Origin of the sequence: Streptomyces sp. NPDC085932 (assembly GCF_044540525.1) — a bacterium.
GTDB classification, from domain to species: Bacteria; Actinomycetota; Actinomycetes; order Streptomycetales; family Streptomycetaceae; genus Streptomyces; species Streptomyces levis.
The window spans coordinates 4,425-17,896 of record NZ_JBITSJ010000004.1 but is presented as its reverse complement, the minus strand read 5'-3'; the positions used below and the strand labels follow the sequence as shown (position 1 = coordinate 17,896).

Sequence of the window (13,472 nt, the reverse complement as noted above, 5' to 3'; positions counted from 1 at the left end):
GGGCGAGACCAGGGCAAAGTCTACCGGCGACCCTCCTCGTCCCGTGGGGCCTCTCTGCGACGGGACCGGGGGAGGACCCGCAGGGCGTCCCCTATGTCCGCGACTTCCAGGACCTTCATGCCCGCCGGGATCTTCCCCGGATCGCCCGGTACCAGGGCGTGCGTGAAGCCCAGACGGTGGGCTTCGGCCAGGCGGCGCTGCACGCCCGTGACTCGTCTCACCTCGCCCGCGAGGCCCACTTCGCCGATCGCGACGAGGTTCTTGGGGAGAGGTGTGTCACTCGCGGCGCTCGCCAGGGCGAGGGCGACCGCCAGGTCCGCCGCCGGCTCCGAGAGCTTCACCCCGCCGACCGTCGCGGAGTAGATGTCCCTTTTGCCCAAGGCGCTGATCCGGCCCCGCTGTTCCAGCACCGCCAGCATCATCGAGACGCGGGAGGTCTCCAGGCCGGAGGTGGTGCGGCGCGGGGAGGGGATCTGGGAGTCGACCGTGAGCGCCTGGACCTCGGCGACCAGGGGGCGGCGGCCCTCCAGGGTGACGGTCAGGCAGGTGCCGGGGACCGGTTCCGCCCGGCGTGTCAGGAAAAGTCCGCTCGGGTCCGCGAGGCCCGTGATGCCCTCGTCGTGCAGTTCGAAGCAGCCGACCTCGTCGGTGGTGCCGTAGCGGTTCTTGACGCCGCGTACGAGCCGCAGGCGGGCGTGCCGGTCGCCCTCGAAGTGCAGGACGACGTCCACCAGGTGCTCCAGCAGGCGCGGGCCCGCGATCGCGCCGTCCTTCGTGACGTGGCCCACCAGGAGCGTGGACATGCCGCGTTCCTTGGAGGCCCGGATCAGGGCCCCGGCGACCTCGCGTACCTGGGCCATGCCGCCGGGCGCGCCGTCGATCTCCGGGGAGGCCACCGTCTGCACCGAGTCCAGGATCAGCAGCGAGGGCTTCACCGCGTCCAAGTGGCCCAGCACCGCCGCCAGATCCGTCTCGGCCGCCAGGTACAGGTGGTCGTCGATGGCGCCGATGCGGTCGGCGCGCAGCCGGACCTGGCTCGCCGACTCCTCGCCCGTCACGTACAGCGTGCGGTGCTCGTCGCTCGCCGACTTGGCCGCCACGTCCAGCAGGAGCGTCGACTTGCCGACGCCGGGCTCGCCCGCGACGAGCACCACCGCGCCCGGGACCAGCCCGCCGCCGAGCACGCGGTCCAGCTCGGGCACGCCCGTGGTGCGGGCGGCTGCCTGGCGGCCGTCCACCTGGCCGATGGGCAGGGCGGAGGTGGTGACCCGGCCGGGGGTCGTCGTGCGGACCGCGGGTGTGCCGTACTCCTCGATCGTCCCCCAGGCCTGGCACTCGGGGCAGCGGCCGAGCCACTTCGCCGTCTGCCAGCCGCACTCGGTGCAGCGGTAGGACGGGCGGTCCTTGGTGGATTTCGTACGGGCAGCCATGGACCGAACCGTAGCCCCCGCCACTGACAACGCGGCCACCGGACGGCGCCGGCCGCTCACGCGCCAGGGCTCCGCCACCCCCCGCGGGGGCCGGAGCCAGGGGCCCGTGTCCCCGTTTGAGGGATCGTTTCACCCGTACGGATTAAATGTGCTCAAGCCGTCGGAAGGCGCCCCTCCCGGCCGCCTACGGTCGCCGAATGATGAGCAGTTCTCCGGAGATCTCGACCCGCTCGACCCGCACGGCCGGCGCGCATCGGGCGCACCGGGAAGCGCGCGACCGAGGGGCGGCGCGCACGCTGGCGCAGCGTCCGCCCGCGCGCTACGAGCCGTACCTGGACGGCCTGTTCACCTACTGCCTGTCGGTGCTGTGCGACCACGACGCCGCGACCGCCGCCCTGGGCGACGTCCTCGCCCTCGCCGAGCGCCGCGGCCGGCACGTCCCCGACGCGCCCGCGGACCGCAGGGCCTGGCTCTACGCGCTGGCCCGCTGGGCGTGCCTGCGCAAGCTGGCCGAGGCCAAGCAGAAACGTCAGAGCAGCCACGCCGCGGGCCGCTCCGACCGGCAGCGCGCCGACCGGCAGGCCGCCCCGGGCCTCTCGGAGGAGGTCCAGGAGCGGCGCCGCCGCGAACTGGCCCTGCTGGCCTGGCCGGAGGCCGCCGGCACCACCCCGGAGCAGCGCGAGGCGCTCGAACTGGCCGTGCGCCACCACCTCGCCGCGGGTGAGGTCGCCGCCGTGCTCGGCATGGACGAGGCGGCCGCCCGCGACCTGCTCGCCTCCGCCGCCTGCGAGGTGGAACGCACGCGTGCGGCCCTCGCCGTCGTCGAGACCGGGGCGTGTCCGAGCGTCGCGCACCTCGTCGGCGACGACCGGCTGGTGCTCGGCACGGCGCTGCGCCGCGAGCTCGTCCGCCACGTCGACGACTGCCCGCGCTGCCGCCGGGCCGCCGAGCGCGCCGTCCCCGGCCGCTGGCCCGGCAACAGCGTCACCCCCGCCGAACTGCCCGTCCTGCCGGCGCCCCGGGCGGCGCTGCACGTCGCCATGGCGCACCACCCGCGCGCGCGGAGCGCCGGGCCACGCTTCGACCGGCGCGGCTTCCCGATGGACCCCAAGGACCACGCCGCCCGCCGGGACCGGCTTCGCGCGCGTGCCGTCACCACGACCGTCGTCGCCACCGTCGTCGCCGCCCCCGTGCTCGCCCTGTGGGCCGCCTACCGGGGCACCCCGATCGGCGAGGGCCACGACGGCCGCTCGGCCTCCGCGCGCGAGGCGGACGACCCGTTCGCCCTGGACGGCGAGATGGCCGGCGGCGGCTACGAGAACACCGGCAACGCCGGCACCCGGCCCGCCCCCCGGTTCGGCAAGGACGGCAAGGCCGACGTCTCCGTCGAGGTCATCGGCGTCGCCGGCGCCGGCCGCGGGACCGCCCTGGAGGTCACGGCGGACAACAGCGGCGACACCACCCTCGTCACCCTCACCGCCACCGGGACGGCGCCGGTCCGCTGGTCGGCCACCACGGGAGCCCACTGGCTCTACCTCAGCCAGTCCTCGGGAACGCTCCGCCCCGGCGAGTCGTTGACGATCAAGGTGTACGTCGACCACCTGCGGGAGCCCGCCGGCCCCTGGCACGCGCAGGTGGCGGTCGCCCCCGTCGGAGCCGTCGTCCACATCGAGGGCTACGGCAGCGCGCCCAGCCCCCCGGGCCCCGGCCCGCGCCCCAGCAGCCCGGCCGAGCCGCCCTCGACCCGGCCCGACCCGACGCCCACGACGTCCGCCCCGGACCCGGACCCGACGCCGACCACACCGCCCCCGTCGCCCGACCCGGACCCCACGCCCACGACGGACCCGGAACCCACCGAGCCGGCGGGCTCGACGCCCCCGCCCCCGGGCAGCGGCGACCCGAGCCCGGCCACCTCGTAGGGCCCGGCTCAGACCACCGGGTCCGCGGGGTGCGGCGCGAGGAGCGGCAGCTGCGAGGCCAGGCGCTCCTCGCACAGCTCGACCAGACGGTCGTAGCCGGCTTTGCCCATCAGCTCGATCAGCTCGGGCCGGTAGGAGACGTACACCGGATCGCCCGCCCCGTGCGCCGAGGTCGCCGAGGTGCACCACCAGTGCAGGTCGTGCCCGCCCGGGCCCCAGCCGCGCCGGTCGTACTCACCGATCGACACCTGCAGCACACGCGTGTCGTCGGGCCGGTCGATCCACTCGTACGTCCGGCGCACCGGCAGCTGCCAGCACACGTCCGGCTTGGTCTCCAGCGGCTCACGGCCCTCCTTGAGGGCGAGGATGTGCAGCGAGCAGCCCATGCCGCCCGCGAAGCCCGGCCGGTTCTGGAAGATGCAGGACCCCTGGAAGGGCCGGGTCTGCCGGTCGCCGTCCTCGTCCTCGGAGACCCAGCCGTTGGCCGTGCCCTCGGCGTGGTGCTGCCAGATGTCCGGCGTGAGCCTGGCCACATGCTCGGCGACGCGCTTCTCGTCGTCCTCGTCGGAGAAGTGGGCACCCAGGGTGCAGCACCCGTCGTCCGCGCGGCCGGCCTGGATGCCCTGGCAGCCGCTGCCGAAGATGCAGTTCCAGCGAGAGGTCAGCCATGTCAGATCGCAGCGGAACACCTGCTCGTCGTCCGCCGGATCGGGAAACTCCACCCACGCGCGAGCGAAGTCGAGCCCCTGCTCGTCGGGGACCGCGACGCCCGGTGATTTGTCGCGCTTGGCCTTTTTCGTCTTTGGCACGCCTCCAGGGTACGGGCCGTATCCCCGCACCGAGGACGGCGGACGGCCCCGCTGGCAGTAGCGTTCCGTACATGAGACTCGGTGTCCTCGACGTGGGTTCGAACACGGTGCATCTGCTCGTGGTGGACGCGCACCCCGGCGCGTGCCCGCTGCCCGCGCACTCGCACAAGGCGGAACTGCGCCTCGCCCAGCTCCTCGACGCCGACGGCGCGATCGGCCCCGCCGGTGTCGACCGGCTGGTCTCGGTCGTCCACCGGGCGCTCCAGGCCGCCGAGGACAAGGGCGTCGAGGACCTCCTGCCGTTCGCCACGTCCGCCGTCCGGGAGGCCCGCAACGCCGACGAGGTCCTCGCCCGCGTGCGCGCCGAGACCGGCGTCGAGCTGCAGGTCCTCACCGGCGAGGAGGAGGCGCGCCTGACCTTCCTCGCGGCCCGCCGCTGGTTCGGCTGGTCGGCCGGGAAGCTGCTGGTCCTGGACATCGGCGGCGGCTCCCTGGAGATCGCCTACGGCATGGACGAGGAGCCCGACGCGGCCGCCTCCCTGCCCCTGGGCGCCGGCCGCCTCACCGCCGGCTGGCTGCCCGGCGACCCGCCCGCCCCCGACGACGTCCGGGCCCTGCGCCGCCACGTCCGCACGGAGATCGCCCGTACGGTCGGCGAGTTCAGCCGGCTCGGCGCCCCCGACCACGTCGTCGCCACGTCCAAGACCTTCAAGCAACTGGCCCGCATAGCCGGCGCCGCCCGCTCCGCCGAGGGCCCCTACGTCCAGCGGGAACTCAAGCGCGAGTCCGTGGAGAGCTGGGTCCCGAAGCTGTCCGGCATGACCGAGCGGGAACGGTCCGAACTGCCCGGCGTCTCGGAGGGCAGGGCGGGCCAGCTGCTGGCCGGTGCCCTGGTGGCCGAGGCCGCGATGGACCTGTTCGGCGTGGAGTGCGTGGAGATCTGCCCGTGGGCGCTGCGCGAGGGCGTGATCCTGCGCCGGCTCGACCACATGGAGTCGGCGTAGGGAACCCGGCGCGCGCGGATCCACCACGTGGCAATCACCACAACGGCCAACGGGCACCCCACGACCTGCCCGCCGCACCCCGTAATCTGTCCTGCATGGCAGAGCCAGCCGTGAAGATCCCGGACGCGAAGGTCGCCCTCTCGACGGCCTCGGTCTACCCGGAGTCGACGGCCACGGCCTTCGAGATCGCCGCGCGCCTCGGCTACGACGGAGTCGAGGTCATGGTCTGGACCGACCCCGTCAGCCAGGACATCGAGGCCCTGCGCAGACTGAGCGACTACCACCGGATCCCGATCCTGGCCGTGCACGCCCCCTGCCTGCTCATCACGCAGCGCGTGTGGTCCACCGACCCGTGGACGAAGCTCCAGCGGGCCCGCGCGGCGGCCGAGAAGCTGGACGCGAGCACGGTCGTGGTCCACCCCCCGTTCCGCTGGCAGCGCCAGTACGCGCGCGACTTCGTCACGGGCATCTGGCGCATGGCGAACGAGACCGACGTGCGGTTCGCCGTCGAGAACATGTACCCCTGGCGCTACCGCGACCGCGAGATGCTCGCCTACGCCCCCGACTGGGACGTCACGAAGGACGACTACCGCCACTTCACGATCGATCTCAGCCACACGGCGACGGCCCGCTCCGACGCGCTGGCCATGGTCGACCGCATGGGGGACCGCCTCGGCCACGTCCACCTCGCCGACGGCCGCGGCTCCGCCAAGGACGAGCACCTGGTGCCCGGCCGCGGCACGCAGCCCTGCGCCGAGGTGCTGGAGCGGCTCGCCCTGACCGGCTTCGACGGCCACGTCGTCATCGAGGTCAACACCCGCCGCGCCATGTCGAGCGCGGAGCGCGAGGCCGACCTCGCCGAGGCCCTGGCCTTCACCCGCCTCCACCTGGCCTCGGCCGCGAAGGTGCCGCGCCGATGACCGACCGGCCCCCGGCCGGCACCGGACCGGCCGCCCGCCGCCGCGGCCGCCCTCCGCGCACGGAGTCGGCCGACACCCGCGACCGCATCCTCACCGCCGCCCGCGACGAGTTCTCCGAGCGCGGCTACGAGAAGACGTCCGTGCGCGGCATCGCCAAGACCGCCGGCGTCGACTCGGCCCTCGTGCACCACTACTTCGGCACCAAGGAACAGGTCTTCGAAGCGGCCATCACCCAGTCCTTCGGACCCGCGCTGCAGGCCCCGAAGGCCATCGAGGAGGGCCCGCTCGACGGCGTCGGCGAGCGGCTGGCCCGCTTCTTCTTCGGCGTCTGGGAGAACCCGGCGACCCGCGCGCCCCTGCTCGCCATCGTCCGCTCCGCCCTCACCAACGACACCGCCGCCGCCGTCTTCCGCCGGATCGTCGCCACCCAGGTGCTGCGCCGCATCGCCGTACGCCTGGACCTGCCCGACGCGGAGCTGCGGGCCGAGCTGGCCGCCGCCCAGCTCGTGGGCACGGCGATCCTGCGCTACGTCATCAGGGTCGAACCGCTGGCCTCGGCGGACCCGGAGCAGATCATCGCCCGGCTGGCCCCGGTCGTCCAGGGACACCTGACCGATCCGTGAGCCCCGCGTGTGCCGCCGACGAGACAGTCGTCCCGTATTCCGGACAGCGCGTCCCGCCCTCTGGATGAGCGGCGTACGCTCGACAGCAGTCAGAAATCCCCGAATCCTCTGACGCAGTCTCTGAAGGAGCGAGCGACGATGCCCGAGCTGAGGTCCCGCACAGTCACCCACGGCCGCAACATGGCGGGCGCCCGCGCCCTGATGCGCGCCTCCGGTGTACCGGGTGCGGACATCGGCCGCAAGCCGATCATCGCGGTCGCCAACAGCTTCACGGAGTTCGTCCCCGGCCACACGCACCTCGCGCCGGTCGGCCGGATCGTCAGCGAGGCCGTCCGGGAGGCCGGCGGCATCCCGCGCGAGTTCAACACCATCGCCGTGGACGACGGCATCGCCATGGGCCACGGCGGCATGCTGTACTCCCTGCCCTCCCGCGACCTGATCGCGGACAGCGTGGAGTACATGGTCGAGGCCCACTGCGCCGACGCCCTGATCTGCATCTCCAACTGCGACAAGATCACCCCGGGCATGCTCAACGCGGCCCTGCGGCTGAACATCCCCACGGTGTTCGTCTCCGGCGGACCCATGGAGTCCGGCCGCGCCACCCTCGTCGACGGCACGGTCCGCACACTCGACCTGGTCGACGCGATCTCCGACGCCGTGAACGACAAGATCTCGGACGAGGACATCCTCCGCATCGAGGAGAACGCCTGCCCGACCTGCGGCTCCTGTTCCGGCATGTTCACCGCCAACTCGATGAACTGCCTGACCGAGGCCATCGGCCTGTCCCTGCCGGGCAACGGCTCGGTCCTCGCCACGCACACCGCCCGCAAGCAGCTCTACGTCAACGCGGCCAAGACCGTCATGGACATCACCCGCCGCTACTACGAGCAGGACGACGAGACGGTCCTGCCGCGCAGCGTGGCGTCCTTCGCGGCCTTCGAGAACGCCATGGCCCTCGACATCGCGATGGGCGGCTCCACCAACACGATCCTGCACCTGCTGGCCGCCGCCCAGGAGGCGGGCGTCCCCTTCGGCCTGGAGGAGATCAACGAGGTCTCCCGCCGCGTGCCGTGCCTGGCCAAGGTCGCCCCGAACGTGGCCAAGGACCGCACGTACTACATGGAGGACGTGCACCGGGCGGGCGGCATCCCCGCCCTGCTCGGCGAGCTGCACCGCGCGGGCCTGCTCAACGAGGACGTGCACTCCGTGCACAGCCCCTCCCTCGCCGACTGGCTGAAGACCTGGGACGTGCGCGGCGGCTCCCCGTCCGCCGAGGCCGTCGAGCTGTGGCACGCCGCCCCCGGCTGCGTCCGCTCCGCCGAGGCCTTCTCCCAGTCCGAGCGCTGGGAGGCCCTGGACGAGGACGCCGAGGGCGGCTGCATCCGCTCCGCCGAGCACGCCTACTCCAAGGACGGCGGCCTGGCGGTCCTCAAGGGCAACCTGGCCGTGGACGGCTGCGTCGTGAAGACGGCCGGCGTCGACGAGTCCATCTGGACCTTCGAGGGCCCGGCGGTCGTCTGCGAGTCGCAGGAGGAGGCCGTCCAGAAGATCCTCACCCAGCAGGTCAAGGACGGCGACGTCGTCGTCATCCGCTACGAGGGCCCCAAGGGCGGCCCCGGCATGCAGGAGATGCTCTACCCGACCTCGTACCTGAAGGGCCGCGGCCTGGGCAAGACCTGCGCGCTGGTCACCGACGGCCGCTTCTCCGGCGGCACCTCGGGCCTGTCCATCGGCCACGCCTCGCCCGAGGCGGCCGCGGGCGGCACCATCGCCCTGGTCGAGGACGGCGACCGCATCCGCATCGACATCCCGAACCGCTCGATCGACCTCCTGGTCGACGACGCCGAGCTGGCCCGCCGCGAGCAGGCCCTGAACGGCCGGTACGCCCCGAAGAACCGCGACCGCAAGGTGTCGGCCGCCCTGCGCGCCTACGCGGCGATGGCGACCAGCGCGGACAAGGGCGCCGTCCGGGACGTGTCGAAGCTGGGCTGAGCCGACGCGACCGCGATCGGCCACGATCCGGCCTGGAACATCCGGCCGAGGGCCGCTTCCCGTCACGGGGGGCGGCCCTTGCCCGTGTCGCGCCTTGTCGCCTGGGGCGGTCCTCGGCTGTGCCGTGCCTCGTCAACGGGGGGTCCTCGGCTGTGCCGCGCCTCGTGACCGGGGGCCTCCGCCGTGCCGCGCCTTGCCACCGGGAGGTCTCGTCCGTGCCGTCCTACCAGCCGGCCGGAGCGCGCCCGCTGACGGCGAAGACCGTCCCGTCGGGTGCGCTGCCGTAGACCCGGTCACCCACCACCACCGGCTCGGGCAGGGCGGCCGGGACCCGGTCCGACCGCGTCCCCAGCCGTGGCGGCGTCTCCCCGAGGAGCTTTCCGCGCCGCGCGTCGACGCCGAGCAGCCGCCCGTCCGGCGCGGTGACGTACACATGCCGGTCGTCGGCGACCGGCCTGGACCCCCGCACGACGCCCGTCTCCAGCCGCCAGAGCTCCTCGCGCGCCGCCAGATCGACCGCGACCAGCGAACCGCCCGTCGCCATGAGGTGCACGACGTCCCCGCGCACACCGCCCATCGCCTGCTGCAGCGGCACCCGCAACGGAACCCGCACGCTCTTCCGGCTCCGGGGGTCGTAGCGCACCACGGCCCGGGTCTCCTGCGTGACCGCGTCGACCGAGAGGAAGACGACCGCCCCGTCCACCGTCCCGAGCGGTTCCAGACCGCCGTCGAGCCGCGCGTCCCACCGCACGTCGCCCGAGCGCGGATCCACCGCCGTGACCCGGGTGCTGCCCCCGTCACCGGACACACTCGCCGCGTAGGCCAGCGGATCACCGGCGAACGACACGAAGTACGGCACGTCCTGGCCCGCGACGCGATGGCTCCACTTCACCTCACCGGAGGCGGCCTCCACCCCGCTCACCGTGCCGTCGGACGCGGTGAGCAGGACCATGCCGTCCACGGCCCGCAACCCCCCGTGGACGGGCAGCTCCGCGTCCCGGACCACGTCACCCGAGGCGATGTCGAGCGCGGTCAGCCCTCGCCCCTGCCCGAGCCCCGCCAGCACCAGACCGTCCGTCACGACCGGCGGACCGGCCGGCGGCCCCGCGGCATCGGCCCCCTCCAGCGCGTGCCGCCACCGCACCCGGCCGTCCGCGGCATCGAGGGCGAACACCACCCCGTTCCGGGCGCAGAGCAGAAAGCCCTTCGCGTACGAGCACTGCGGCACGCCCTCCCGGCCCACGGGCTCCGCCTCCCAGCCGGAGAACGCGGCAGCCGTCGTCCGCGGCGAGGTGACCGGGGCCGGACCGCCGCCCCCGGCCAGCGACACCGACGCCAGCGCCCCGGCCAGGACCAGCCCGACCGCCCCGGCGACCAGAACCCCGCGCCTGCCGAACCGCCGCCGGGCGGCCTTCTCCACACGCTCCTCGCCCTCGTCGCCGGAGGCGACCACGGGCACGGGCTCACCCCGCTCCGCCGCCTGCCCCACCGGCTGCTCCTCCACCCGCTGCTGCGGTATGAAGGCCTGCGTGTCGTACGAGGCGGCCACCGAGCGCAGTTCCCGCATCAACGCGTCGGGCGAGGGCCGGTCCTCGGGCTCCTTGGCGAGACAGCGCCGCACGAGCGGCACCAACTCCTCCGGCACGCCGGTCAGTTCGGGCTCGTCGTGCACGACCTGGTAGGCGACGACGTACGGGCTGTCGGAGTCGAACGGCCCCCGCCCGGTCGCCGCGTGCACCATCACGGACCCGAGGGCGAACACGTCGGCGGCGGGCCCCACTTCCCTCGGCCGCCGGAACTGCTCGGGCGCCATGAAGGGCGGGGTGCCGATGAGCTTGCCGGTCTCGGTCCGCAACTCGCTGTCCGCCGGGCGGGAGATGCCGAAGTCGATGACCTTCGGTCCGTCCTCGGCGAGCAGCACGTTGCTCGGCTTCAGATCCCGGTGCACGACCCCGACCCGGTGGATGTCCCGGAGGGCCTCCGCGAGCCCGGCCATCAGCCGGCGCAACTGGGCCGGCGCCAGCGGCCCGTTCCGCTTCACTTCCTGGGCGAGTGTCGGACCCGGGATGTACAGCGTGGCCATCCAGGGCCGCCCGGCCTCGGGATCGGCGTCCACGACCGGCGCGGTGAAGGCCCCGCTGACCCGCCGGGCGGCTGCCACCTCCTGCCGGAAACGCCCTCTGAACTCCGGGTCCTTGGCGAACTCCGCGTGCACGACCTTCACGGCGAGCTTCATCCCGGAGGTGCTCCGGGCCAGGTGCACCACGCCCATCCCGCCCGAGCCCAGGCAGGACTCCAGACGGTAGTGACCGGCGTATTCAGGAAGTTCCGCTTCCGCGCCCGCCCCGGCGTTTCGCTGTGGCGCCATGGAACCACCCCCGTGCTGTTCGTCCGCGCGCGCGACGCACGGAGCCTAGTCGATGAGTCGTTCGGGACAGAGGCGGCTTGCCAGCCTCCACCGGCAAGTCACGCACACGTGTTTGAAGGCGTGATGCGGGGGAATCAACGGGACCCCATGGCAGCCATGGGGTCAACGGGGGAGGTACACCATGTCAGTCGAGCCTGTCGAGATCGAGCGCACCGAACGGCCGGAGGAAGGGACCGCCGCGCCGGTGGTCACCACACTGGCCGCAGCGGCCACGACGTTCCCGATCGCACCCGGCGTCAGCGTCAACGTCCGCAGCGGCCCCGGCACGGGCTACCCGATCGTCAAGGTCCTGCCCGCGGGATCCCGTGTCGCCATCCACTGCCAGACACCCGGCACGTGGATCACGGGCCCCTACGGCACGACGAACATCTGGGACAACATCGCGAGCGGCCAGTACGTCTCGGACGCCTATGTGAACACGGGCAGCGACGGCTACATCCGCCCCCGCTGCTCCTGACCGCACAGGCCGGTGTGGCCCGCCCCCACTGCGGGCCACATCGCCGTGCAGGGTGTCGATCCGCAGGGGCCGTCCAGGCCGGGACGACGAGGGGTTCATCCGCAGGCGCGGCCTCGACCCACCGCCGCTGCCGCTGCGCGGGCCTGGACGCGCACCCCGCCCACCCGCAGGGACCACCGCAGGCACCCCGGGCACCCGGGAGAGCCATAATCGAGCCGTGAGCACAGAGACCGGCACCCCCACCCACGACGGCCCGCAGCCCGAACCCCTCCGCTTCTTCGGCACGACCTGGCTGCACCACGACAACGGCTACGCCGCCCGCCGCGCCGCCGTCGCCGCCGGCTCCCTCGCCGCGGCCGTCGCCGCGTGCGTCGTCCTGCGCCTCGCCTACCAGGGCCTGCAGATCGCCGCGATCGGCGGCTTCGTCTCGCTCCTCATGATCGTCATGTTCGCCGTCTGCAGCGCCATGGCCTTCCGCCACACCTGGGACGGCTTCACCCGCCGCCCCGACCCCGACCGCCAGGCATCCCTGCGCGGCCTCCTCTCCATCGGCTTCGTCGGCTCCCTCCTCGCCTACTTCTTCCGCTCCCTCACCGAGGCCCCGGGCGAGGGGCTCCACCGCGCCGAGTACGAGGCAGCGCGCAAACAGCACGAGAAGCGCTCGACCCGCCGCACGGGCAACCCCTCGAAGAAGCGCCGCGCCTGACGCCGCTCACACCGAAAACTCACCGCCAGGCCTCCGGCCCCCGGCCACCATGGCGGTATGACGGACTCCGCCCGCACCCCCACCGAAGCCACGCCCCCACAACCCCAGCACCCCACGTCACAACACGCGGCCACACAGCCTTCGACCACACAGCCTTCGGCCACACAACCCCCTCCCACACAGCGCGCGGCCACACAGCCTTCGGTCACACAGCGCGCGGCCACACAGCCCTCGCCCCCACACCCCCCACACCCCCCGGCCCCCCAGCCGGCCCCGCGCTCCGCGAGGGCCCACTCCTTCAACGCCGCCGCGGCCCAGTACGCGGCCAACCGCCCCACCTACCCCCCACCTCTCTTCGACGCGGTGGAGGCCCTGGCCGGCCGGCCCCTCGCCCGCTCCCGCGTCGCGGACGTCGGTGCCGGGACCGGCATAGCCACCGCCCTCCTGCCCGCCCGCGGCGCCGACGTCGTCGCCGTGGAACCCGGCGACGGCATGGCGGCCCAGTTCCGCCGCGCACACCCTGGCATCCCCCTCGTCCGCGGCACCGGCGACGACCTTCCCCTGGCCACCGCCTCCCTCGACTTCGTCACCTACGCCCAGGCCTGGCACTGGACCGACCCGGCCCGCTCGATCCCGGAGGCCCTCCGCGTCCTGCGCCCCGGCGGCGCCCTCGCGCTGTGGTGGAACACCGACGCCCTGGACGTCCCCTGGATCGCCGAGGCCGCCGAACGCACCGCCCGCCACTTCGGCATCGACGTCTCGGCCGAGAAACGCAACGTCAACGCCCACGCCGCCGACCCCGCCGGCCGCCTCGACTTCACCCGCCGCACGGTCCGCTGGAGCCGCCGCGTCCCGGTCGACACCCACCTGGCCAACATCGGCAGCCACTCGGTCTTCCTGGTGCACGGCCAGGAACACACCGCCGCCTTCCTCGCCACCGAACGCGAGCACCTGCTGAGGACGTTCCCCGACGGCTGGGTCGAAGAGGTCTACGAGGTCATCCTCCTGCTCGCCAGAACCCCTACCGCCTGAAGTCGCGCTCCGGCATCGGCCGTCCCCGGCATCGGCCGCCCCGACGTCGACCGTCCCCGGCATCGGCCGTCCCCGGCATCGGCCGCCCCGACGTCGACCGTCCCCGGCATCGGCCGTCCCCGGCATCGGCCGCCCCGACGTCGACCGTCCCC

The 13,472-nt window shown here is 73.8% G+C and carries 11 protein-coding genes; 8 read left to right on the top strand and 3 right to left on the bottom strand.

What is annotated here, in order from left to right:
- Nucleotides 1-20 precede the first annotated feature (20 nt).
- Entirely contained in the window at nucleotides 21-1,430 is a 1,410-nt protein-coding gene (radA, locus tag ACIGAQ_RS20320; RefSeq protein ID WP_094057016.1) for a DNA repair protein RadA, read from the bottom strand.
- Nucleotides 1,431-1,627: 197 nt separating this feature from the next.
- Here radA and ACIGAQ_RS20315 point away from each other — a divergent pair, with 197 nt between their 5' ends.
- Nucleotides 1,628-3,349 carry a hypothetical protein gene (locus ACIGAQ_RS20315; protein ID WP_362286926.1) on the top strand — a complete coding sequence of 574 codons (1,722 nt, stop codon included), beginning with the start codon at nucleotides 1,628-1,630 and terminating at the stop codon, nucleotides 3,347-3,349.
- An 8-nt stretch (nucleotides 3,350-3,357) separates the two neighbouring features.
- On the opposite strand, the gene ACIGAQ_RS20310 is transcribed toward ACIGAQ_RS20315, so the two are convergent.
- Nucleotides 3,358-4,158: a hypothetical protein gene (locus ACIGAQ_RS20310; protein ID WP_311689069.1), complete on the bottom strand. Its 801-nt coding sequence runs from the start codon at nucleotides 4,156-4,158 to the stop codon at nucleotides 3,358-3,360.
- Between the two features lie 71 nt (nucleotides 4,159-4,229).
- On the opposite strand from ACIGAQ_RS20310, the gene ACIGAQ_RS20305 reads away from it, so the two are divergent.
- From ACIGAQ_RS20305 to ilvD, 4 genes are all read left to right on the top strand, one after another.
- On the top strand, nucleotides 4,230-5,162 hold the full coding sequence (locus tag ACIGAQ_RS20305) for a Ppx/GppA family phosphatase (RefSeq protein ID WP_399784681.1): 933 nt from the start codon (nucleotides 4,230-4,232) through the stop codon (nucleotides 5,160-5,162).
- Nucleotides 5,163-5,257: 95 nt separating this feature from the next.
- Nucleotides 5,258-6,082, top strand: coding sequence for a sugar phosphate isomerase/epimerase (locus ACIGAQ_RS20300; RefSeq protein WP_309096665.1), 825 nt, complete (start codon nucleotides 5,258-5,260; stop codon nucleotides 6,080-6,082).
- The gene (locus ACIGAQ_RS20295; protein WP_311689065.1) at nucleotides 6,079-6,705 is read left to right on the top strand and encodes a TetR family transcriptional regulator; all 627 of its coding nucleotides are present in this window, start codon (nucleotides 6,079-6,081) and stop codon (nucleotides 6,703-6,705) included. The genes ACIGAQ_RS20300 and ACIGAQ_RS20295 overlap by 4 nt, the downstream gene beginning before the upstream one ends.
- Nucleotides 6,706-6,843: 138 nt before the next feature.
- The gene (gene ilvD / locus ACIGAQ_RS20290; protein ID WP_094057010.1) at nucleotides 6,844-8,697 is read left to right on the top strand and encodes a dihydroxy-acid dehydratase; all 1,854 of its coding nucleotides are present in this window, start codon (nucleotides 6,844-6,846) and stop codon (nucleotides 8,695-8,697) included.
- A gap of 223 nt (nucleotides 8,698-8,920) precedes the next feature.
- Here the strand turns inward: ilvD and ACIGAQ_RS20285 are convergent, their stop codons facing one another.
- Nucleotides 8,921-11,065: a serine/threonine-protein kinase gene (locus tag ACIGAQ_RS20285; RefSeq protein ID WP_399784677.1), complete on the bottom strand. Its 2,145-nt coding sequence runs from the start codon at nucleotides 11,063-11,065 to the stop codon at nucleotides 8,921-8,923.
- 181 nt (nucleotides 11,066-11,246) lie between these two features.
- Here ACIGAQ_RS20285 and ACIGAQ_RS20280 point away from each other — a divergent pair, with 181 nt between their 5' ends.
- The 3 genes from ACIGAQ_RS20280 (at nucleotide 11,247) to ACIGAQ_RS20270 (ending at nucleotide 13,320) form a co-directional block, all read left to right on the top strand.
- Nucleotides 11,247-11,582 carry an SH3 domain-containing protein gene (locus ACIGAQ_RS20280; RefSeq protein WP_399784674.1) on the top strand — a complete coding sequence of 112 codons (336 nt, stop codon included), beginning with the start codon at nucleotides 11,247-11,249 and terminating at the stop codon, nucleotides 11,580-11,582.
- Between the two features lie 217 nt (nucleotides 11,583-11,799).
- On the top strand, nucleotides 11,800-12,288 hold the full coding sequence (locus ACIGAQ_RS20275) for an EamA/RhaT family transporter (protein WP_311689057.1): 489 nt from the start codon (nucleotides 11,800-11,802) through the stop codon (nucleotides 12,286-12,288).
- A gap of 57 nt (nucleotides 12,289-12,345) precedes the next feature.
- On the top strand, nucleotides 12,346-13,320 hold the full coding sequence (locus tag ACIGAQ_RS20270; RefSeq protein ID WP_399784671.1) for a methyltransferase domain-containing protein: 975 nt from the start codon (nucleotides 12,346-12,348) through the stop codon (nucleotides 13,318-13,320).
- Nucleotides 13,321-13,472 lie beyond the last annotated feature (152 nt).

Bases quoted from the DNA above. Each gene is read 5' to 3' on its own strand.
- ACIGAQ_RS20280 (WP_399784674.1), top strand. From the start codon at position 11,247: ATGTCAGTCGAGCCTGTCGAGATCGAGCGCACCGAACGGCCGGAGGAA.
- ACIGAQ_RS20300 (WP_309096665.1), top strand. From the start codon at position 5,258: ATGGCAGAGCCAGCCGTGAAGATCCCGGACGCGAAGGTCGCCCTCTCG.
- ilvD (WP_094057010.1), top strand. From the start codon at position 6,844: ATGCCCGAGCTGAGGTCCCGCACAGTCACCCACGGCCGCAACATGGCG.
- radA (WP_094057016.1), bottom strand. From the start codon at position 1,430: ATGGCTGCCCGTACGAAATCCACCAAGGACCGCCCGTCCTACCGCTGC.
- ACIGAQ_RS20305 (WP_399784681.1), top strand. From the start codon at position 4,230: ATGAGACTCGGTGTCCTCGACGTGGGTTCGAACACGGTGCATCTGCTC.
- ACIGAQ_RS20315 (WP_362286926.1), top strand. From the start codon at position 1,628: ATGATGAGCAGTTCTCCGGAGATCTCGACCCGCTCGACCCGCACGGCC.
- ACIGAQ_RS20295 (WP_311689065.1), top strand. From the start codon at position 6,079: ATGACCGACCGGCCCCCGGCCGGCACCGGACCGGCCGCCCGCCGCCGC.
- ACIGAQ_RS20270 (WP_399784671.1), top strand. From the start codon at position 12,346: ATGACGGACTCCGCCCGCACCCCCACCGAAGCCACGCCCCCACAACCC.
- ACIGAQ_RS20285 (WP_399784677.1), bottom strand. From the start codon at position 11,065: ATGGCGCCACAGCGAAACGCCGGGGCGGGCGCGGAAGCGGAACTTCCT.